Annotated in this window: 20 protein-coding genes; 3 read left to right on the top strand and 17 right to left on the bottom strand. The window is 59.2% G+C overall.

Annotated elements, in window-relative coordinates; genetic code table 11:
- Nucleotides 1-89 precede the first annotated feature (89 nt).
- The 11 genes from LG383_RS11795 to nfsA form a co-directional block, all read right to left on the bottom strand.
- Entirely contained in the window at nucleotides 90-1,544 is a 1,455-nt protein-coding gene (locus tag LG383_RS11795; RefSeq protein ID WP_225759193.1) for a sensor histidine kinase KdpD, read from the bottom strand.
- Nucleotides 1,541-2,233 carry a response regulator transcription factor gene (locus tag LG383_RS11800; RefSeq protein WP_166181977.1) on the bottom strand — a complete coding sequence of 231 codons (693 nt, stop codon included), beginning with the start codon at nucleotides 2,231-2,233 and terminating at the stop codon, nucleotides 1,541-1,543. Before LG383_RS11800 ends, LG383_RS11795 begins: the two co-directional genes overlap by 4 nt.
- A gap of 172 nt (nucleotides 2,234-2,405) precedes the next feature.
- Nucleotides 2,406-3,533, bottom strand: a complete 1,128-nt coding sequence (rlmC, locus tag LG383_RS11805; protein WP_225759194.1) for a 23S rRNA (uracil(747)-C(5))-methyltransferase RlmC — start codon at nucleotides 3,531-3,533, stop codon at nucleotides 2,406-2,408.
- Nucleotides 3,534-3,573: 40 nt separating this feature from the next.
- Complete coding sequence (locus tag LG383_RS11810) at nucleotides 3,574-4,062, bottom strand: YbjO family protein (RefSeq protein WP_106992526.1); 489 nt, start codon at nucleotides 4,060-4,062, stop codon at nucleotides 3,574-3,576.
- 59 nt (nucleotides 4,063-4,121) lie between these two features.
- A complete protein-coding gene (gene potI / locus LG383_RS11815; protein WP_106992525.1) occupies nucleotides 4,122-4,967 on the bottom strand; it encodes a putrescine ABC transporter permease PotI in 846 nt (281 codons plus the stop codon).
- A complete protein-coding gene (gene potH, locus LG383_RS11820; protein ID WP_106992524.1) occupies nucleotides 4,964-5,914 on the bottom strand; it encodes a putrescine ABC transporter permease PotH in 951 nt (316 codons plus the stop codon). The genes potI and potH overlap by 4 nt, the downstream gene beginning before the upstream one ends.
- Nucleotides 5,915-5,923: 9 nt before the next feature.
- Nucleotides 5,924-7,057, bottom strand: a complete 1,134-nt coding sequence (gene potG / locus LG383_RS11825) for a putrescine ABC transporter ATP-binding subunit PotG (RefSeq protein ID WP_106992523.1) — start codon at nucleotides 7,055-7,057, stop codon at nucleotides 5,924-5,926.
- Nucleotides 7,058-7,153: 96 nt separating this feature from the next.
- Nucleotides 7,154-8,266 (bottom strand): spermidine/putrescine ABC transporter substrate-binding protein PotF, encoded by a 1,113-nt coding sequence (gene potF, locus LG383_RS11830; RefSeq protein ID WP_166181972.1) that lies wholly within the window; start codon nucleotides 8,264-8,266, stop codon nucleotides 7,154-7,156.
- A gap of 349 nt (nucleotides 8,267-8,615) precedes the next feature.
- Nucleotides 8,616-9,092: a YbjN domain-containing protein gene (locus LG383_RS11835; protein WP_106992521.1), complete on the bottom strand. Its 477-nt coding sequence runs from the start codon at nucleotides 9,090-9,092 to the stop codon at nucleotides 8,616-8,618.
- A 44-nt stretch (nucleotides 9,093-9,136) separates the two neighbouring features.
- A complete protein-coding gene (rimK, locus tag LG383_RS11840) occupies nucleotides 9,137-10,039 on the bottom strand; it encodes a 30S ribosomal protein S6--L-glutamate ligase (RefSeq protein WP_106992520.1) in 903 nt (300 codons plus the stop codon).
- Nucleotides 10,040-10,110: 71 nt separating this feature from the next.
- Nucleotides 10,111-10,833 (bottom strand): oxygen-insensitive NADPH nitroreductase, encoded by a 723-nt coding sequence (gene nfsA / locus LG383_RS11845; protein WP_106992519.1) that lies wholly within the window; start codon nucleotides 10,831-10,833, stop codon nucleotides 10,111-10,113.
- Nucleotides 10,834-11,013: 180 nt separating this feature from the next.
- Here nfsA and LG383_RS11850 point away from each other — a divergent pair, with 180 nt between their 5' ends.
- The gene (locus tag LG383_RS11850) at nucleotides 11,014-11,283 is read left to right on the top strand and encodes a GrxA family glutaredoxin (protein WP_032617267.1); all 270 of its coding nucleotides are present in this window, start codon (nucleotides 11,014-11,016) and stop codon (nucleotides 11,281-11,283) included.
- A gap of 13 nt (nucleotides 11,284-11,296) precedes the next feature.
- Here the strand turns inward: LG383_RS11850 and LG383_RS11855 are convergent, their stop codons facing one another.
- The gene (locus LG383_RS11855; RefSeq protein ID WP_106992518.1) at nucleotides 11,297-11,686 is read right to left on the bottom strand and encodes an inner membrane protein YbjM; all 390 of its coding nucleotides are present in this window, start codon (nucleotides 11,684-11,686) and stop codon (nucleotides 11,297-11,299) included.
- A gap of 274 nt (nucleotides 11,687-11,960) precedes the next feature.
- Here LG383_RS11855 and LG383_RS11860 point away from each other — a divergent pair, with 274 nt between their 5' ends.
- Entirely contained in the window at nucleotides 11,961-13,646 is a 1,686-nt protein-coding gene (locus tag LG383_RS11860) for an aspartate:alanine antiporter (protein ID WP_039029554.1), read from the top strand.
- A gap of 265 nt (nucleotides 13,647-13,911) precedes the next feature.
- Nucleotides 13,912-14,448 carry a sterol desaturase family protein gene (locus tag LG383_RS11865; protein ID WP_225759195.1) on the top strand — a complete coding sequence of 179 codons (537 nt, stop codon included), beginning with the start codon at nucleotides 13,912-13,914 and terminating at the stop codon, nucleotides 14,446-14,448.
- Here the strand turns inward: LG383_RS11865 and crtB are convergent.
- Genes crtB through LG383_RS11890 form a run of 5 tightly spaced genes read right to left on the bottom strand, consistent with a single transcriptional unit; the run spans nucleotide 14,387 to nucleotide 19,901 of the window.
- Nucleotides 14,387-15,313: a 15-cis-phytoene synthase CrtB gene (crtB, locus tag LG383_RS11870; protein ID WP_225759196.1), complete on the bottom strand. Its 927-nt coding sequence runs from the start codon at nucleotides 15,311-15,313 to the stop codon at nucleotides 14,387-14,389. The two genes, LG383_RS11865 and crtB, sit on opposite strands and share 62 nt — an antisense overlap.
- Entirely contained in the window at nucleotides 15,310-16,788 is a 1,479-nt protein-coding gene (locus LG383_RS11875) for a phytoene desaturase (protein ID WP_225759197.1), read from the bottom strand. Before LG383_RS11875 ends, crtB begins: the two co-directional genes overlap by 4 nt.
- On the bottom strand, nucleotides 16,781-17,956 hold the full coding sequence (crtY, locus tag LG383_RS11880) for a lycopene beta-cyclase CrtY (RefSeq protein WP_225759198.1): 1,176 nt from the start codon (nucleotides 17,954-17,956) through the stop codon (nucleotides 16,781-16,783). Before crtY ends, LG383_RS11875 begins: the two co-directional genes overlap by 8 nt.
- A complete protein-coding gene (gene fni, locus LG383_RS11885; RefSeq protein WP_106992512.1) occupies nucleotides 17,956-18,984 on the bottom strand; it encodes a type 2 isopentenyl-diphosphate Delta-isomerase in 1,029 nt (342 codons plus the stop codon). The genes crtY and fni overlap by 1 nt, the downstream gene beginning before the upstream one ends.
- Nucleotides 18,981-19,901 (bottom strand): polyprenyl synthetase family protein, encoded by a 921-nt coding sequence (locus tag LG383_RS11890; RefSeq protein WP_225759199.1) that lies wholly within the window; start codon nucleotides 19,899-19,901, stop codon nucleotides 18,981-18,983. Before LG383_RS11890 ends, fni begins: the two co-directional genes overlap by 4 nt.
- Nucleotides 19,902-20,110: the final 209 nt, after the last annotated feature.

The raw sequence follows: 20,110 nt of genomic DNA on the forward strand, positions 1-20,110 counted from the left end.
GCCGGGTGGCGCTAACGCTTACCCGGCCTACAAAACCGCAAACGCACCATCCGTAGGCCGGGTAAGGCGAAGCCGCCACCCGGCGTTACTCACAGCGGCACAAAGAAGCGAAAACTGGCTCCGTTCGCCGCTTCCATCAGCCTGATCCCTCCCCCATGCAGCTCCAGCATCCTTTTGACGATCAATAACCCCAGACCGCCGCGATTATCCCGCGCCGCCTGCTGGCTCAGCGCCGATGGGCGCATAAACAGCTGATCGCGCAGATGCTCATCGACACCCGGCCCGCTGTCATTCACCTCCACCTGTACCTGCTCATCCTCGAGCCATACTTTGAGGCCGATCTCGCCCCCCGGCGGGGTATGACGAATGGCGTTATCCAGCAGGTTGGTCACCACCCGCTCGATCATCGACAGATCGGCGTTGATCATCGGCAGCTGGCGCGGCACGTCGATATGCAGCCGGAGCTGACGGGTCTCCACCGCCAGGTCAAACTTTTGCGCCACGTCGGAGATCAGCTCCCCGATAGCAAAGCGTTCCCGCTGCGGCTTGATGCTGCCGTGCTCGAGGCGCGCCAGCTCAAACAGCTCCTGGGAGAGATGACGCACTTTGTGCCCCTGCCGCAGGGCAATAGAGAGATAGTGCTGCGTCTCCTGCGGCGAGAGGGTGCCCGCTTTCAGCGACAGGGTCTCCAGATACCCCAGCAGAGAGGTCAGCGGGGTACGCAGATCGTGGGAGATATTGGCGATAAACTCCCGGCGCTGCCGGTCGCTGTCCGCCAGCTGATCCCACTGGCTGGCAATCTGCTGCGCCAGTTCGATAAAGGTGTTGCGCAGCAGGGCCACCTCGTCAGACGGGGCGGCCTGCTGAGGCTGGGCGGCCAGTTGCTTGATGACGTGCATACTTTCCCGATCGAGGCCGCTCACCTCGTCGGTTAACTGCTTCACCGGCCGGGTGACCCAGTACCAGACCAGGCCCCCCGCCAGCGCACCGAAAATGGCCACCAGCAGCAGCGACCAGACCACCGTGCTCCACAGCGTTTTCTGCCACGCCCGCTCCGCCAGCGCGTTCAGCTCCTCGCCCTGCAAAATGATATAGAGGTAGCCGCGCAGCACGCCGTCCTGATGCAGCGGCACGGCGCTGAAGACCTTCTCTCCCGTCAGGGTGCGGGGATCGTCCCCGTAGACCGGCATCATCCCCCCGCTGAGAAACTGCTGCACCGGCGCAACAGTGAGCTTCTGCCGCTTGATATGCCCCGGCGGCGCGGCATCAGCGAGGATCTCCCCGTCCGGAGAGAGGATGTAGAGTTCCACGCTGGGGTTATAGGTCATCAGCCTGTCGAACAGCGGCTTGAGCCGGGTGCGATCCACCTGCCCGTTGGCGTCCAGCAGGGTTTCGCGCTGGGCGATGTGCTGCGCCAGCCCGCCGGAGAGGCGCTGCACCATGGCGTTGCCGTACTGCATGCTGGTCCAGAGCTGCACCGCGCAGGCCACCGCCGCACAGCCCGTCAGCAACAGAATAAACAGCAGGGTCAGACGGCGCGTCATTCCGCCTCCCTGGCAAAGCGGTAGCCTTTGCCCCAGACGGTGCGGATCACCTCTGGCTCGGCGGCGTCTTTTTCAATTTTTACCCGCAGGCGGTTGATGTGGGTGTTGACGGTGTGTTCGTAGCCTTCGTGCTGATATCCCCACACCTGTTCCAGCAGCGCCAGACGGGAGAAGACCTCCCCGGGATGACGGGCGAAAAAGTAGAGTAAATCGAACTCACGCGGCGTCAGGTCGATGGGCTCGCCGTGCAGCAGAACGCTGCGGGCCAGCGGGTCGATGGTCAGGCCGTGGGCGGTAATCAGCCCGGACGTCTGCTGACCCATCGCCTGCTGACGGCGGAACAGCGCCCGGATCCGCGCCACCAGTTCCTGCACCGAGAAGGGTTTGGCGAGGTAGTCATCGGCCCCGGTTTCGAGGCCCAGAATGCGTTCGGTTTCGCTGCTGCGGGCGCTGATAATAATCACCGGCAGGTAGTGGTCGCGCTGGCGGATCGCCCGGCAGAGGGTCAGCCCGTCAACGTTGGGCAGCATCAGGTCGAGGATCACCGCATCCCAGTGGGTTTGTCCGAGCAGGTGCAGCGCCCTGCCCCCGTCCGCCTCGTGGGTAATTACGTAACCTTCGTCTTCTAAATTGAGGCGCAGTAACGCGGCGATATCGCCGTCGTCCTCCACCAGCAGGATCTGCTTCATCGGTCAGCCTTATTGAATCTTAACAGGTAAAGCTTACCCGATTTCCGCGGCGGGAAACGTTCACATTTTGTTTAACATTGTGCGCGCTGATCCCCTCACCCTGACCCTCTCCCCATAGGGGAGAGGGAATAAACCGTAGGCCCGTGCAAGCGTAGCGCCGCCGGGCGGTTCCTCAGGATTTAACTAATAGCGTCAGCACTTCATAGTGCGCGGTATGCGGGAACATATCGAACAGCTGCACGCGTGCAACGCGATACCCCGGCAGTTCGCGAAGATCTTTCGCCATCGTCTGCGCATTGCAGCTGGAGTAGATAATAAACGGCGGGGCCATCTGGCTGAGGTAGTCGCACAGCGCTTTGCCGATGCCGCGGCGCGGGGGGTTGACCAGCACCAGATCCGGCACGTTGCCCTGACCGGTGGCGAACTGGGTGGAATCGAGCGCCTGGAAGTGCAAATTTGTCAGCCCCAGCTCGGTGGCCGACTGGGTAGCACAGGCGATCGCCTCAGCGGAGATCTCAATCCCGGTCAGCTTCATCTCCGGAGTCGCACAGTGCAGGCCAAAGCCGCCGACGCCGCAAAACAGATCCCACATATGGTTCACCGGCAGCTGGCGCACCCAGTCGCGGGCGGTGGAATACAGCTGGCTGGCGACGGTCGGGTTCGTCTGGAAGAAGCTTTTCGGGCGGATCCACAGCGGCACGTCGTTAAACCGTTCCGCCAGCGCCTGGGCGTCGGTGAGGAAAATCTCCTCCTTGCCTTCCATAATCGCCATATGCACCGGCTGAAGGTTCACGGTGATCACCTTCAGCTGCGGTAATTGTTCCTGCAACCACGGCAGCGCCGCGCGCAGCTGGGGCAGCTTAGCGTCGGAGCGCAACACGAAGCGCAGCATCATCCCGCCATCCCGCTGGCTTTCGGTGAGCAGAATGTACTTCAGCTCGCCGCGCTTGCGTTCCACGTTGTAAGGCGTGAGGCCCGCGCGGGCGATAAAAGGTTTCAGGGCGGCAAAGACCGGGGCGAATGAGTCCGGATAGAGCGGACAGTCGGTCAGATCGACAGGCGTGCCGTCCCGGTGCAGCATGCCAAGCAGCGGTTTTTCGACGCTGCCGCTGATCACCATTTTGGCTTTATTGCGAAAGGCCTGTTCCGGCCCGCTGACCGGCGCGCACCACTCCGCCACCGGCAGGTCAGACAGCAAGGTCTGCAGGTCGGCCATTTTGGCGGAAAGTTGAGAAGAGACCGGCTGCTCTATCCACTGACAGGAGCGGCAGCGACCGGCGTCATAGAGTGCGCACTGCATAACGAAACCTTAATACGTCTGGGGGCAGCGATTATACACGTTATTGCAGTCGGAAAAACCGTCGGCTGGCGGCAGGCACAAACAGCAGGCCGAGCACCAGCATGTCAGGCAGCTTTTGCATCACCAGGGTGTGGAAGATCTCGCGTTTCGACTCGCCAGGAATGCTGAACAGCTCCGGATAACCGTAGCCCAGCGACGCGGCCCACAGATAGCCGGTGGCGACAACCTGAGTGAGGAGGTAGATGAGCCGGGCCCAGTTGCGCCCTTTCACCAGCGAAAAGGCGCAGAAAATCTCGATAAACACCAGCATCAGGCTGGCAAAAAAGACCAGCGTCAGGTTCCATGTCTGGACGCTGCGGTGAATGAACTCGCCCATACCGCGCATGCCCAGGGTATTGAAAATCATAAATACATCGAGGCAGCGGATCATAATAATGGCGAGCGCCGCCACCTGCACCAAAGCAGGAACATTCAGACGGGCATGTGACTGACTTGTTTTAGTGAAAAATCCCAACGTGATGTCTTCCATGAAACGATGCCGCGTTAACGCGGCATCTCAATTACGCTTCTTTGCAGATTTTAGGAGCTTCAGCCACGTCTTGCACGCTGGATATCGCGCTGGCGCTGTTTTTCAGACCGCGCCATCAGATACCAGGCAATCAACCCGATGATGCCGACCACGCCGAGAATCAGCGTCGCCAGGGCGTTAATCTCCGGATTGACCCCCATGCGCACGCTGGAGAAGACCAGCATCGGCAGCGTGGTCGCCCCCGGGCCGGAGACAAAGCTGGCGATCACCAGGTCGTCCAGCGACAGGGTAAAGGCCAGCAGCCAGCCGGAGACCACCGCCGGCATGATCATCGGCAGAGTGATGATAAAGAACACCTTCAGCGGGGTGGCGCCCAGATCCATCGCCGCCTCTTCAATGGAGTGATCCAGCTCGCGCAGCCGTGAGGAGATTACCACTGCCACATAGGCGGTACAGAAGGTGACGTGGGCCAGCCAGATGGTCAACATGCCGCGATCCGACGGCCAGCCAATGGCGTGCCCCATGGCGACAAACAGCAGCAGCAGCGACAGACCGGTGATGACGTCGGGCATCACCAGCGGGGCGGTGATCATAAAGGCAAAGCCATTGGCGCCGCGGAAACGACCAAAGCGCACCATCACCACCGCGGCGATGGTGCCGAGGATCACCGCCATCGTCGCCGCACAGGCGGCAATGGTCAGGCTTAACCCCACGGCGCTGATCATCGCCTCGTCACGGAACAGCTCGCCGTACCAGCGCGTGGACCAGCCCGCCCACACCGTCACTAATTTGGAGCTGTTGAAGGAGTAGATCACCAGCATCAGCATCGGGGCATACAGGAAGGTAAACCCGAGCACCAGGATCAGGATCCGCCACGGCGAGCGTACTACCGGTAAGTTGTTCATCCGTGATCTCCCATCTGTTTCTGCTGGTACTTGTGGAACCACATGATCGGCACGATCAGCAGGAGCAGCATCACGATCGCCACCGCCGAAGCCACCGGCCAGTCGCGGTTATTGAAGAACTCCTGCCACAGCACGCGGCCAATCATGATGCTGTCCGGGCCGCCGAGCAGTTCCGGGATCACGAACTCCCCCACCGCCGGGATAAACACCAGCATCGACCCGGCGATAATCCCGCCTTTGGTCAGGGGCACAATCACCGTAAAGAAGGTTTTCAGCGGACGGGCACCAAGATCCAGCGCCGCTTCCACCAGCGAGTAGTCGATGCGCGTCAGGGCGGTGTAGATCGGCAGCACCATAAACGGCAGGTAGGCGTACACGATGCCGATATAGACCGCCAGATTGGTGTGCAGAATGGTCAGAGGCTGATCGATAACCCCCAGCCACAGCAGAAAGTTGTTCAGCACGCCGTTGTTTTTCAGGATCCCCATCCAGGCATAGACGCGGATCAGGAACGAGGTCCAGGAGGGTAAAATCACCAGCAGCAATAGGATGTTGCGCGTCGAGGGCTTACTGTGCGCCACCGCCCAGGCCAGCGGATAGGCCAGCAGCAAACAGCAGATCGTCGAGATGCCCGCCACCTGCAGCGACTGCAGATAGGCCTCAAAATAGAGCGGGTCCTCGGTCAGCTGCAGGAAGTTGCCCAGGTTGAGCATGATCGACAGCTGGCTCTCCCCCCACTCCACCAGATCGCTGTAGGGTGGGATGGCGCGCGCCATCTCCGACAGGCTGATTTTAAACACAATCAGGAACGGCAGGAGGAACAGCAGGATCAGCCACACGTAAGGCAGGGCGATCACCAGCTTGCGCCCGTGGGCCATCTGCATGCGGGTCAGCCAGCTGGTATCAATGCCCGCCGCTACGCGGGTCGCAGGTTCAGGTTTGCTCATCGCCGTTCCTTATACCGTCAGCACAACGCAGCTGTCCGCTTCCCAGCACAACTGCACTTCATCGCCCCAGGTCGGTAGCCCTTTGCGGTAGCGGTAAGTGTTTTGCAGCTGGGCGCTGATCATCTGCCCGCTCTTCAGCCGGACGTGATAGATGGAGAGATCGCCGAGATAGGCGATGTGCACCACCTCCCCGATGGCAAAGTTATAGCCATCGGCAGGCGGTACGTCGCAGAGGGTGATTTTTTCCGGACGCAGCGCCACGTACACCGGGACGTTGTCCACCACCGAGTTGTCGGCAGCGACCTTCAGGGGGTGGATCAGCCCCGGCGAGTCGATGACCAGGCCATCCTCTTCACGCGTTTTCAGCAGCCCTTCAAACACGTTCATGGAGCCGATAAATTCGGCGCTGTAGCGGGTGGTCGGGTGCTCATAGATCTCTTCCGGCTCGCCAATCTGCACGAATTTACCGCGGTTCATGATCGCGATGCGCCCGGCCATAGTCATCGCCTCTTCCTGGTCGTGGGTTACCATCACGCAGGTGGCGCCGACGCGCTCGAGAATATCCACCACTTCCAGCTGCATGCGGTCGCGCAGTTTTTTATCCAGCGCCCCCATGGGTTCATCGAGCAGCAGCAGTTTTGGCCGTTTCGCCAGGCTGCGGGCCAGGGCCACGCGCTGACGCTGGCCGCCCGAGAGCTGGTGCGGCTTACGCTTCGCAAACTCCTGCATGTGCACCAGGCTCAGCATTTCGGCCACGCGGGCGGTGATTTCGGCCTTTGGCAGTTTGTCCTGCTTCAGGCCAAAGGCGATGTTCTGCTCCACGGTCATGTGCGGGAACAGCGCGTAAGACTGGAACATCATATTGATCGGACGCTGATACGGCGGCACCTGAGAGAGGTCGACGCCGTCGAGCATAATCTGCCCGGTGCTGGGTTGTTCAAACCCGGCCAGCATGCGCAGCAACGTCGATTTCCCGCAGCCAGATGCGCCCAGCAGGGCAAAAATTTCGCCTTTGTAGATAGTCAGGCTGACATCATCCACGGCATTCTGACCATCAAAGGATTTGGTCAGGTTACGGATTTCCAGCAGCGGGGTCAGCGCTTTACGGGTTTTCGCCTGCGGGCGGGGGATCGCGTCGTTCACGGGGTGCTCTCCGGCATCAATCAAACTGGTGCAGGCGCACCAGAACGGTGCGCCTGTTGCCGGGGGCGCTACGCTTGCCCGGCCTACGAGGAGCGGTTATTTACCGCTTTTCACTTTGGTCCACGCACGGGTACGAACGCGGTCGATTTTCGGCTCCTGAACGCTCAGAGTGAACATCTTGGCGCGTACGTCGGCTGGGGGATAGATGCCCGGATTGTCACGCACTTCGGCGCTGACCAGCTTCGTGGCTTCTTTGTTGCCGTTGGCATAGAAGACGTGGTCAGAGATATGAGCAATGACGTCCGGACGCAGCAGGTAGTTCAGGAACTGATAGGCTTCGTCTTTGTTTTTCGCATCAGCAGGCATTGCGAAGACGTCAAAGAAGGCCATCGCCCCCTCTTTCGGGATTGAATAAGCGATATTCACGCCATTTTTCGCTTCTTTAGCGCGGTTCGCCGCCTGCAGCACATCCCCTGCCCAGCCGATGGCTACGCAGGTATCGCCGTTCGCCAGGTCGTTAATGTACTGGGACGAGTGGAAGTAACGGATATTGGGACGCAGCTTCAGCAGCAGATCGGTTGCCGGGCCGGTATAGTCATCCGCTTTGGTGCTGTTCGGATCTTTGCCGAGGTAGTTCAGAACGGTGGCAAACACCTCTTCCGGGGCATCGAGGAACGACACGCCGCAGCTTTTCAGCTTCTCGAGGTTCTCAGGTTTGAGCACCAGATCCCAGCTGTTCACCGGCGCATCTTCACCCAGCGCTTTTTTAACTTTTTCAACGTTATAGCCGATGCCGGTGGTGGCCCACATGTACGGCATGGCGTACTTGTTGTCCGGATCGTGTTTGGCGATAAGCTTCAGCAGCTCGGGGTCGAGGTTTTTCCAGTCCGGCAGTTTGCTTTTATCCAGCGGCTGGAACACGCCGGCAGAGAGCTGACGCTCAAGGAAGCTGGCTGATGGTACCACCAGGTCGAAGCCGGTGCTGCCCGCCATCAGTTTGCCTTCCAGCACTTCGTTGGAATCGAAGACGTCGTAAACGACTTTAATCCCGGTCTCTTTTTCAAAATTGGCGACGGTATCCGGCGCAATATAATCAGACCAGTTATAGATATGCAGCGTTTTTTGTTCCGCAGCAAGCGTGCCGGCAGAGACAGCCATCAGAGCACCTGCAACCAGACCCGATAACCATTTTTTATGTAAAGCGATCATAGCGTTAATCCTTCTGAAAGCGCGTTAACAAACGCGCTAAAAATGAACACTCTTAGCCTATGCAAGAAACGTGCATAATTTATCACTCTGCCTGCAGCAGAAGATGTTACTCAGGTGGCGGTATCTGCTCGCATTTAACAGCATCGCAAGAATAAACTGTAGCTTGTCTCCGTAGCTATAGCTCAGATTAAAAAACGCCTTTTAACAATTTTTTATGCAGGAAGTGTCTATGTGATAAGCCGAATTGGCGGGATGGCGGTGAATAATTCTTTAAAGAAAGGTTAAAGCCAGCACAAACGAGGGTGTTATGCAGCCGCCACGACAGCGACTGCCTAAAAGTCAGACAGCGTTAGTGCAGAAAATTGCCCGAAGATTCAGGTTGCTCAACGCCCTCTTCGGCGTTGTAGAGCAGATGATGGGCGCTGGCTTCAAGCATCACCATTGAGATCTGCTCTTCGCTCTGCTGCATGAAGGCGGCAAACTGCGGGAAGGTCAGCCCGACGGCTGCGTAGAAAGACTGGCAAACCACCAGTTTTGGCAGATTATCATCCTGTATATCGAGAAATGCTTTCACGGTCAAAGAACTGGCATTGATGGCGGATAAATCCGATGCTAAGGCCAGTAACGCCGAGGGTTTGACCTCTGCCAGCGCTGAAAAAAGAATCACGTCATTAATCAGATCGAGCTTGGCATCAAACACGCCGTCAAAGTTTTGCATGTGCGGCAGGTGCAGCGCCTGGCAGGTATCGCATTCAAAAAAGCTGACGCCCATGTTGTCGAGCCAGTGGCGCAAGGTATCAAGTGTCGGTACTACGAGTGAATCCATAACGGTGGAACCTCTTAAAAAAATAACAGTGCGTGGCAGGTGAGTTATCCGCCCGTTTTCAGGCAAAACTCCGGCGTGGCCTGGCGCTCTATCCAGCCGATCATCTTTCCGGCGATATCAACCCCGGTGGTTTTCTCAATGCCTTCCAGCCCCGGTGAGGCGTTAACTTCCATCACCAGCGGCCCGCGATCGGCACGTAAGATATCGACCCCGGCAATATCGAGCCCAAGGGTCTGTGCGGCCTTCAATGCGATCTCCCGCTCGCGGGAGGTGATCTCTGCTACCCGGGCAACGCCGCCCCGGTGCAGGTTGGAGCGAAAATCGCCCTCTTTGGCCTGGCGCTCGATGGCCGCAACCACTTCATCGCCCACTACCAGGCAGCGAATGTCGCGCCCTTTCGCCTCCTGGATATACTCCTGCACCAGAATGTGGGCGTTCAGGCCGCGAAACGCATCAATCACGCTCTCTGCCGCCTGGCGGGTTTCCGCCAGCACCACGCCAATTCCCTGGGTGCCCTCGACCAGCTTGACCACCAGCGGCGCCCCGCCCACCATCTCGATCAGATCGCTGGTGTCGTCGGGGGAGTGGGCAATGCCGGTGATGGGCAGGTCGATCCCCTGGCGAGCCAGCAGCTGCAGGGAGCGGAGTTTGTCACGCGCCCGGGTGATTGCCACGGATTCATTCAGAGGATAGCTGCCGAGCAGCTCAAACTGGCGCAGCGCGGCGGTGCCATAAAAGGTGATTGCCGAGCCGATGCGCGGGATAACCGCGTCGAAGTGCGGCAGCTGACGCCCTTTATAGTGAATGGAGGAGGCCGCCGGGCTGATATTCATATAGCAGGAGAGCGGATCGAGGATTTCCACCTGATGGCCGCGCCGCTCCGCCGCTTCACGCAGCCGTTTACACGACCAGAGCGTTCCATCCCGGGACAATATGGCAATTTTCACCCTGCACCTCTCAGACATGATCCGTAAAAGCCTGCGTATCATACACGCAGGCAGGCGCAGGATGAATGGACTTATCGCGTCGCCCAGCCCTGTTTATGCAAATAATCGAGGATAAACGGACGGTTCTCTTTGATGATGGTGCGCCGGATATGGTCGCTCCAGGTATCGCGGCGATTATTGGTCGCGCGGCTGAGGTAGTAGTTCGCCAGCTCTTCGTCGTACTGCGCCAACACCTCTTGATCAACCGGCTGGTAGTGATTTTCATGCACCACCATCGCCGCAGGCAGGCGCGGCTTGACGTCCGGGTTATCCGCCGGCCAGCCGAGGCACAGGCCAAACAGCGGCAGGACGTACTTCGGCAGCTGCAGCAGTTCGGTTACCGCCTCAATGCTGTTGCGGATGCCGCCGATGTAGACGCCACCCAGCCCCAGCGACTCGGCCGCCGTCATCGCGTTCTGCGCCAGCATAGCGGTATCCACCACCCCGAGCAGCAGTTGCTCTGCCAGGCCGAGCTGCGCCTCAGGGCAGATTTGCAGATGACGGTTGAAGTCGGCGCAGAACACCCAGAACTCCGCCGCCTGGGCGACGTGCTGTTGTCCGCCGGTGAGGGTCACCAGCTGTTCGCGCATCGCGGGGTCGGTGATGCGGATAATGGAGCTGCACTGCAGGAAGCTGGAGCTGGAGGTGCCCTGTGCACCGGCAATAATGGCCTCGCGCTGCGCATCGCTGATGGGTTGGTCGGTAAAATGGCGAATGGAGCGGTGGGAACGTAGCAGATCAATTACTGGCGTCATCTTCTCTCTCTTTACGGGCGTTACTGACATGTGGCCAGTATAGGCAAAGAAAAGGAGGCTGTAATTGGCCAAACATAGCCTGAAGATATCAATGTAACAGGCAGAACCTGCTTTCCATTACCGATAGTTATCGGCAATATAGCGTCATTCGCCGTCTGGCTTAGTTTCAGGAGAGAAAACATGTTTGCAGTGATTTTTGGTCGTCCGGGTTGCCCTTACTGCGTGCGCGCAAAAGATCTGGCAGAAAAACTGACCGCTGAGCGTGAAGATTTTAACTACCGCTACGTGGACATTCATGCGGAAGGCATCTCCAAAGCCGACCTGGAACAGACCGTGGGTAAACCGGTTGAAACCGTTCCGCAGATTTTCCTCGACCAGACCCACATCGGCGGCTTTACCGATTTTGAAGCCTACGCCAAAGAGCACCTGGGCCTCTTCGCAGCCCAGTAAGCCTTTCACGCCCTCACTCTGAGGGCGTTTTTACTTTCACACGGCGATGTTCCAGCGCCCGGCGTACAAACAGAAAGCACAGCGCACCTAACGCACACCAGAAGATCCCACTCAGCAGCCAGGCCAGTTCCTGCACCAGCGTCCGTGAAGAGATAAACATCATCCGCATCACGACCAGGCAGACCGGCGCGGCGAGGATCGCTCCCATCAGCGGCCTGATCACTTCTCCCCCGCGGGAGAAGAAGCTGGCAGCGATCCCCGGTACAGTGAAGAAAAGTAATCCCAGCCCAGGGTAACCCGCAGAAAAAAATGCCCCCTTCAGTTTGAACGTCAGACTGACGCACACCGCAGTGAAGAGTAAAAAGCAGCAAGCCACTCCAGACCAGTTACGTTTAATATTCAATCTATCCCCCTGCCATTTCGGACAAATACTTTTTTCGTCCCGTGGACGCCAATTAGTTGAGTCACCCGGCATTCCTTGCCAAAATCAGCACGTCTTTTCGTCATCGCTATCAAAGGGTGATATTTGTTAAAAATTAACTAATAGTTTGATATTACTTTGTGGGATATATTATAATACGCGATCGGGAGGGACCTACCTCCTCTTACAGTGCAAAACAGTAGCCTAAATATCCCACCCCTTCAACCACTTACTGGTAAACGAAAAGTTATCCTCCGTGAACATAAACGTCGCAGAATTGTTAAACGGGAATTACATCCTGTTATTATTTGTGGTACTGGCTCTGGGTCTTTGCCTGGGTAAATTACGTCTCGGGTCGATCCAACTCGGTAATTCTATTGGCGTTTTAGTCGTTTCGTTATTATTAGGCCAGCAGCATTTCAGTATTAACACCGACGCCCTGAACCTGGGCTTTATGCTGTTTATTTTTTGTGTCGGCGTTGAAGCTGGACCCAACTTTTTTTCTATTTTCTTCCGCGACGGCAAAAATTATCTGATGCTGGCGCTGGTGATGGTGGGCAGCGCCCTGCTTATCGCGTTAGGTTTAGGCAAACTGTTTGGCTGGGATATCGGCCTGACGGCAGGCATGCTGGCCGGGTCGATGACCTCCACGCCGGTACTGGTGGGTGCCGGGGATACGCTGCGCCATCTCGGGCTGGATAACGCCCAGCTGTCGCTGGCGCTGGACCACCTCAGCCTCGGCTATGCCCTGACCTATCTGATTGGTCTGGTGAGCCTGATCGTCGGCGCACGCTATCTGCCGAAATTGCAGCATCAGGATCTGCAGACCAGCGCCCAGCAGATCGCCCGCGAGCGCGGTCTGGACACCGACAGCAAACGCAAAGTCTATCTCCCGGTGATCCGCGCCTACCGCGTCGGCCCGGAACTGGTGGCCTGGGCGGACGGTAAAAATCTTCGCGAGCTGGGCATCTATCGCCAGACCGGCTGCTATATCGAACGTATTCGTCGTAACGGCATTCTGGCTAACCCGGACGGCGATGCGGTGTTGCAGATGGGCGATGACATTGCGCTGGTGGGCTACCCGGATGCGCACGCCCGTCTCGATCCGAGCTTCCGTAACGGCAAAGAGGTGTTCGACCGCGACCTGCTCGACATGCGCATCGTCACCGAAGAGATCGTGGTCAAGAACCACAACGCCGTCGGCCGCCGTCTGGCACAGCTCAAGCTGACCGATCACGGGTGCTTCCTCAACCGGGTGATCCGCAGCCAGATTGAGATGCCTATTGATGACAATATCGTCCTGAACAAGGGGGATGTGCTGCAGGTGAGCGGCGACACGCGCCGCGTGAAGACCGTCGCCGACCGCATCGGCTTTATCTCCATTCACAGCCAGGTGACCGACCTGCTGGCCTTCTGCGCCTTCTTTATTGTCGGCCTGATGATCGGGATGATCACCTTCCAGTTCAGCAACTTTAGCTTCGGCATCGGTAACGCCGCCGGTCTGCTGTTCGCCGGGATCATGCTCGGCTTCCTGCGTGCCAACCACCCGACCTTCGGCTATATCCCGCAGGGCGCGCTGAACATGGTGAAAGAGTTTGGCCTGATGGTGTTTATGGCGGGCGTGGGCTTAAGCGCGGGCAGCGGCATTGGCCACAGCCTGGGCGCGGTGGGCTGGCAGATGCTGGTGGCCGGGTTAATCGTCAGCCTGGTGCCGGTGGTGATCTGTTTCCTGTTCGGTGCCTACGTGCTGCGCATGAACCGCGCCATGCTGTTTGGCGCCATGATGGGAGCCCGCACCTGTGCCCCTGCGATGGAAATCATCAGCGATACCGCGCGCAGCAACATCCCGGCGCTGGGCTACGCAGGCACCTATGCTATCGCTAACGTGCTGTTAACCCTGGCGGGGACCTTGATTATCATCATCTGGCCGGGGCTGGGATAAGCAAGAAATTTGCGCATTGGCGAAAAATTTTCGTGATGCGCAGAACTTTTCTGTCATACGTCAGTCATAACTATTGCCACTGCTTTTCTTTGATGTCCCCAATTTGTGGAGCCCATCACCCCCGCCGTTTTGGTTCAAGGTTGATGGGTTTTTTGTTGCCTGCCGTTCAGGCAATAAATCAAGTCTACCCCCACCCACCCTTCCCCCATTTAAGTGTTACGCTTAATACCTGAGCCCCTAATCCCCCCGAGCCCAAGGAGTACCAATGCTCGCGTTGTACAACACAGTGATCGTGCTATTAACCATTGCCGCCATGGAGTTAGTCGCCGCCCTTGCGCATAAGTACGTTATGCACGGCTGGGGTTGGGGATGGCACGAGTCGCATCACGAGCCGCGCACAAGTTGGTTTGAAGTTAACGACCTTTACGCGGTGGTGTTCGCCGTGCTGGCGATTGTGCTGATTGCACTGGGGACCTGGGGCATTTGGCCGCTACAGTGGATTGGGGCCGGGATGACGGCTTACGGCGCACTCTACTTTATGGTGCACGACGGGCTGGTACATCAGCGCTGGCCGTTCCGCTATATCCCGCGCCGGGGTTATCTCAAGCGCCTGTATCTGGCGCACCGCCTGCACCACGCGGTACGGGGCAAAGAGGAGTGCGTCTCCTTTGGTTTTCTCTATGCCCCGCCGATTGAAAAATTGCAGACCACGTTACGCCAGCGCAAAGCGCGCAGTGTGGCTAACGCGGGCGCTGCCAGAGCCCGGCCGGACGCGGCGCCTGCGTCGCCAAACGAGAAGTAAGCGCCAGCCCGGCGCCTTTCAGCAGTAATCCCACCTTTTCAACACCGTTGGTCCCCTGCCGTTTATCCCAGGCGCGGGGGCCCGCGGCGCTCACCTTCATACCAATCTCGCGATATACCCCGTGCGCCGAGGCAATCGCCCAGGCGGATCGCAGCGGTAACCCCGCCAGCCCCGCACGGGCAGAGGCATAATAAGGTTCGGCTTCAGCCACCAGCCGCCGGGCAAGTCCCGCAAGGGGCTGACGCATCTGTGGCGTCGCAATCGCCTCCGGGGGGATGTTCTCTTCTGCCAGCCACTGGGCCGGGAGATAACAGCGGCCAACCCGGGCATCCTCGACGATATCCCGGGCGATATTGGTCAGCTGAAATGCCAGGCCTAAATCACAGGCACGATCGAGCACGGCGTCATCGCGTACCCCCATCACCCGGGCCATCATCAACCCCACGACGCCTGCCACGCGATAACAGTATTGCAGGGTGTCATCGAATGTCTCGTAATGGGTCTCGCGCACGTCCATGGCAAAGCCATCAAGATGATCGTAAGCCAGCTGGAGCGGGATGTTGTGGCCCAGGGCCACCTCCTGAAAGGCGGCAAAGGCGGGTTCATGCATCTCACCCCCCTCCCACGCGCGCAGGGTCTGGTTTTTAAGCATCTCCAGCCGCCGCTCTGCCTGGGCGCTGTCCACGGGGGTGGCGTTAAACCCCAGCTCTTGGCCGTCGATAACGTCGTCGCAGTAGCGGCACCAGGCGTAGAGCATCAGCACGCTACGTCGGGTCGCCGGGTCAAAAATCCTCGCCGCGGTGGCAAAGCTTTTCGAGCCCACGGCGATGGTGTCGGTGGCGTGATCCATCAGGGTGGTGTTCATCGGGAAAGTGCCTCCAGCATCAGCCCTGCCGTCGCTTTGGCCGAACCGATCACCCCGGGAATACCGGCACCCGGATGGGTACCGGCCCCAACCAGGTAAAGGTTAGGGATCCGGCTGTCGCGATTATGCGGCCGGAACCAGGCGCTCTGGCGCAGGATCGGTTCGACAGAGAAGGCCGAGCCCAGATGGGCGCCCAGCTGGTCGCGAAAATCAAAGGGGGTGAACATGCGGTGGGTCACCAGCTGGCTGCGCAACCCCGGCATGTAGTGGGCTTCAAGCCAGGCGAAAATCCGGTCGCGCAGGCGCGGCCCCTCCACGTCCCAGTCGAGATCCGCGGTGCCTAAGTGGGGCACCGGGGCTAACACGTAGTAGCTTCCGCAGCCCGGCGGTGCCAGAGAGGGATCGGTCACGCAGGGGGCGTGCAGGTAGAGCGAAAAATCCTCCGCCAGCGCGTTCTTATTAAAGATGTCGTCGATCAGTTCTTTATAGCGCGGCCCGAAACAGACGGTATGGTGCGCCAGATCGTGCTGCTTGTTAAGGCCAAAATAGAGCACAAACAAGGAGTTACTCATCCGTTTACGCTTGAGCGATGCCGCGCGCGCTGCCCCCACCGGATGATGCCCCAGCAGTTTTTCATAGGTATGCACCACGTCGGCATTGGAGGCCACCGCCGCGGTCGGGATGATCTGGCCGTCTTTAAGCTCTACGGCGGAAATGCGCTCGCCCTCGGCCACCAGCCGGGTTACCTCCGCATTGAGCTGCAACTCGCCGCCCAGATCCTGATAGAGCTTGACCAGCCCCTGCACCAGCGCTCCGGTGCCACCCCGGGCAAACCAGACGCCCCACTCACGCTCCAGGGCGTGGATCAGGGTATAAATGGACGAGGTCGCAAACGGATTGCCTCCCACCAGCAGCGAATGAAAAGAGAACGCCTGCCGCAGCTGCTCATTCTCAATAAAGCGCGAGACCATACTGTAGACGCTGCGCCAGGCTTGCAGACGGGTAAGCTGCGGCCCGGCACGGAGCATGTCGCGAAAAGAGAGGAACGGCACCGTGCCGAGCTTCAGATACCCCTCGTTAAACACCTCCCGGGAGTAGGCGTGGAATTTGCGGTAGCCCTCCACGTCACGGGGGTTGAAACGCCGGATCTGCTCTTCCAGCCGGGTCTGCACATTGTCGTAATCAAAGACCTCGCCCGTCTCCCAGCACAGGCGATAGAACGGCGTCACCGGGAGCAGATCGACATAATCCGCCATCCGTTTTCCGGCCAGGGTAAACAGCTCTTCGATGGCGCTGGGATCGGTGATCACCGTTGGCCCGGCGTCAAAGGTGAATCCTTTATCCTGATAAACGTACGCGCGCCCGCCGGGCTTATCCCGCTGCTCCAGCAGAAGTGTGGCAATGCCCTGCGCCTGCAGCCGAATGGCCAGGGCTAATCCGCCGAAACCGGCGCCAATAATCACTGTTTTATTCATGGTGAAACGCTCGCATCCGGGGAGTGAGTTTCAGTATGGCGAGCATCGCTTCGCCGACGGGGACCGGGGGCTTACCTGCCAGGATCCGCGCTTTATCGGCCAGGGTTAGCTGCCCGGCGTAAAAGCGGGCAATCAGCCCTTCGTTAAGAGAGTAAAAACGTTGCATCACCTGCCAGCGTTTATCGGCATCCCCCGCCAGAAACAGCATGCGGTTGAGGGTGCGGAAAAAGCGCTGCGCCTGCCACTGGTAGAGGGCATAGCGATGAATGACGGAAAAGATGGCGGTCGCGCTGATATCCGCGCTGCCGGCAATGACCTCGGCCAGCGCCACCGCATGCGGCAACGAATAGCCGGTGGTGGCATGAAACAGCCCGGCGCGCAGGCCGCTGCATGGCTGCTTATCCCGCGCCTGCCAGTACGCCGGAAAATCACCCGCCAGCATAATCGGCAGATGACCCTGCTCTTCCCGAATCAGGCTCTCCAGGCACCAGCCCTGCTGGCGGGCATAATCAGCGATGTTTTGCCGCGCGGCGCTGATATGCAGCCGGGCGGCGTCAATGTAGTGAGTGTCTTCGATCAGCAGTTCGGTTGCGGAAAGCGGGAGGGTATAGACAAAACGGTACCCTCCCTGCTGATTGACCGTGGCGTCCATCAGTATCGGCCGGGTCAGGCCATGCGGCTGGCGCAGACGCCACTGCTGGCCGAGAAATGACTGGCTGCCGGTATTGAGGTGCCTGTCCGGCGTGTATCCCCGGCCATCGATTACCGCGCGGGCCCGAAGCGTAGTGCCGTCAGCGAGGGTCACCGTCTCCGGGGTGAGCGCGGTGACGACGGCGTGGGTTTGCAGGTTATCGCCAGCGGCCCCGGTCAGCACCGCGGCAAAACGCGCCGAGGTGATGCTGAGATAGTCCCCGACCAGGGTCCGGTTCAGGTCGGGAAAGCGGACGTCGTACCCCTGCCAGCGATGCGCCACCAGGGGGGCAATCCACTGGTGCTGCCCGGGGGTAATGTCGCCCTCATGAAACGACCAGGTGTGATTCCCACCCGGCTGGTTGTCGGCTTCGAGAAGCAGCACGCGCAATTCCGGGCGCTGCTGGCGCAACCGTAACGCGATCAGCCCGTTCGCCAGCCCACCGCCGGCCAGAATGATGTCCCACTCGTGCGCCATTACGACTGTGCCACCAGCGTGGCCTGCCGCAGTTGGGCCAGGTTTGCGCTCCCGGTGCAGAAACAGGCGACGCGCAGCTGGTCGATGATCACCTGAAAATGGTCGATGACCGCCTCGCTGGACACCAACGCGCTTTGCAGTACGCCGGCCGCCTGGCCCACTACGCTGGCGCCTAAGCGGATCGCTTTTGCCACCTCAATGCCGTCGGCGATCCCGCCCGAGGCCACCAGCGGCATATCAGGCAGCGCCTGATGCAGATCCTGTAAGGCCGTCGCGGTTGGGATGCCCCAGTCGGCAAAGGCCATTGCCACCGCCCGGTCGTGCGCGGTCACGGCGCGTTCGCCCTCTACCGCCGCCCAACTGGTGCCACCCGCGCCCGCGACATCGAGCATCGCCACGCCCGCGGCAGCCAGCTGACGGGCAACCGGGACCGAAAGCCCATTGCCCACCTCTTTCACCACTACCGGCACATGCAGCGCCTCGACGGTCTGATGAATGGCGTCGATAACCCCGCACCAGTTGCGATCGCCCCCGTGCTGGAGCGCCTCCTGCAGCGGGTTGAGGTGAATAATCAGCGCATCTGCCGCCAGGGTCTCTACGGCACGTCTGGCATAGTCGATACCCCGTGGCCCGGCGATTTGCGCCGCACCGAGGTTGGCCATCAGCACCACGTCCGGGGCAAAGGATCGCAGTTCTCCCGTCAGGCCATAATTCGCCTCGCTCTCCAGCGCCACGCGCTGAGAGCCAACCCCCATCGCCAGCCCCAGCGCCTGTGCAGCGAGGGCCAGATGTTGATTGATCTGGCTCGCCCGGCGGGTGCCGCCGGTCATAGAGCTGATCAGCAGCGGCGCGTTGAGGGTTCGGCCAAACAGCCTGGTCGTGAGATCGATGTCATCAAGATGCAGTTCAGGCAGGGCACAGTGTCCGAAGCGCCATTTTTCAAAGCCGTTAGTACACTTTTTTGCGCCCGGTGCGCGGTTCAGTACGATATCGAGATGATCGCTTTTACGTTGCGACAGGCTGCTCATTGACACTCCGACAGGGATAACGACAGGCTCTGGCTGATAAGCGTCAGCTGTTTTTCAAACCAGACGTGGACATAGTACCGGGTGGTATTTCCCGGCTGACAGGCGGTAGCGATATGCTGATCGGCGCTGCGCACGTGCTCGCGCAGGCGCAGGAAGACGCTTTCGGCCCCGAGTACGGCGACCAGCGTCGATTTATCTTTATCCTGATGGGGATCTTTGCCGGTGGCATATGAGCCGTCCGTCAGGTCATCAATCAGCTGGAAGGCCTGGCCGAGATCGCGGGCGAAAAAGCGCAGGCGTTCGCTGACCTGGGGCGGCGCGCCGGCCGCAATGGCCGCCAGCTGCAGGGTAGCGTTAAACAGGCTGCTGGTTTTCAGCTCATTGGTGAGCAGGATTTCATCGGCATTACGGCTCTGCCGGGCCTCATTCAGATCGCGAAATTGTCCCTGCACCAGCCCCATATGGCCCACCGACGCCGAGAGTTCAGCCATCGCCCGCGCTTTTACCTCGTGGGTCAGGGAAGGCGCGCGTGAGATGACGCAAAACGCATGGCTCAGCAGCGCCACCGCCGCCAGAATCGCGACGTTTTCGCCATACTGATAGTGAACCGTCGGGCGCCCGCGTCTGAGCATGGCGTTGTCCATGCAGGGCATGTCATCGAGGATCAGGGAGGCGACATGGACCATCTCAATGGCACAGGCCAGGTCCAGAATACCGGTCTGCTCGGTTTTGTAGCCCATATCCGTCGCCGCCAGCAGCAGCAACAGAGGACGCATTCGTTTGCCGGCGACAAGCGTGGCTTCGCGCATGGCTGCATAGACCTGGCCCTCTTGCTCTCCCTCGGGCAACAGTTGTTCCAGACGTCCTTCAAACGCAGACAGCAGCATTTTTACATCATCTTCATGACTAAGGGTCATAGGGGCTTCCCCGGTGTTAGGGTGGCGACGTCCGCAGAAGGGGTAAAAACGCTTGCCGCAGGGTGATTTACAAAGCGTAGCGTATCCTTCTGCGTTTTGTTGTCCGCCGGGAAAAGGGAAAGCCAGGTATGTTTTTATTTTTATTTAAATCAATAGGATAAAATTAAAGATGTGAAATAAATTGCACAGAAATTTACATTTGTAGAGAT

The organism is Leclercia sp. Marseille-Q4284, assembly GCF_916618945.1.
Classification (GTDB): Bacteria; Pseudomonadota; Gammaproteobacteria; order Enterobacterales; family Enterobacteriaceae; genus Enterobacter; species Enterobacter tamurae.

Excerpts from the sequence above, each read along its gene's own strand:
- potI (WP_106992525.1), bottom strand. The coding sequence starts at position 4,967 with ATGAACAACTTACCGGTAGTACGCTCGCCGTGGCGGATCCTGATCCTG.
- nfsA (WP_106992519.1), bottom strand. The coding sequence starts at position 10,833 with ATGACGCCAGTAATTGATCTGCTACGTTCCCACCGCTCCATTCGCCAT.
- LG383_RS11810 (WP_106992526.1), bottom strand. The coding sequence starts at position 4,062 with ATGGAAGACATCACGTTGGGATTTTTCACTAAAACAAGTCAGTCACAT.
- LG383_RS11890 (WP_225759199.1), bottom strand. The coding sequence starts at position 19,901 with ATGACCCTTAGTCATGAAGATGATGTAAAAATGCTGCTGTCTGCGTTT.
- fni (WP_106992512.1), bottom strand. The coding sequence starts at position 18,984 with ATGAGCAGCCTGTCGCAACGTAAAAGCGATCATCTCGATATCGTACTG.
- LG383_RS11795 (WP_225759193.1), bottom strand. The coding sequence starts at position 1,544 with ATGACGCGCCGTCTGACCCTGCTGTTTATTCTGTTGCTGACGGGCTGT.
- potF (WP_166181972.1), bottom strand. The coding sequence starts at position 8,266 with ATGATCGCTTTACATAAAAAATGGTTATCGGGTCTGGTTGCAGGTGCT.
- LG383_RS11875 (WP_225759197.1), bottom strand. The coding sequence starts at position 16,788 with ATGAATAAAACAGTGATTATTGGCGCCGGTTTCGGCGGATTAGCCCTG.
- rlmC (WP_225759194.1), bottom strand. The coding sequence starts at position 3,533 with ATGCAGTGCGCACTCTATGACGCCGGTCGCTGCCGCTCCTGTCAGTGG.
- LG383_RS11835 (WP_106992521.1), bottom strand. The coding sequence starts at position 9,092 with ATGGATTCACTCGTAGTACCGACACTTGATACCTTGCGCCACTGGCTC.
- LG383_RS11865 (WP_225759195.1), top strand. The coding sequence starts at position 13,912 with ATGCTCGCGTTGTACAACACAGTGATCGTGCTATTAACCATTGCCGCC.
- LG383_RS11850 (WP_032617267.1), top strand. The coding sequence starts at position 11,014 with ATGTTTGCAGTGATTTTTGGTCGTCCGGGTTGCCCTTACTGCGTGCGC.
- potH (WP_106992524.1), bottom strand. The coding sequence starts at position 5,914 with ATGAGCAAACCTGAACCTGCGACCCGCGTAGCGGCGGGCATTGATACC.
- crtB (WP_225759196.1), bottom strand. The coding sequence starts at position 15,313 with ATGAACACCACCCTGATGGATCACGCCACCGACACCATCGCCGTGGGC.
- crtY (WP_225759198.1), bottom strand. The coding sequence starts at position 17,956 with ATGGCGCACGAGTGGGACATCATTCTGGCCGGCGGTGGGCTGGCGAAC.
- LG383_RS11800 (WP_166181977.1), bottom strand. The coding sequence starts at position 2,233 with ATGAAGCAGATCCTGCTGGTGGAGGACGACGGCGATATCGCCGCGTTA.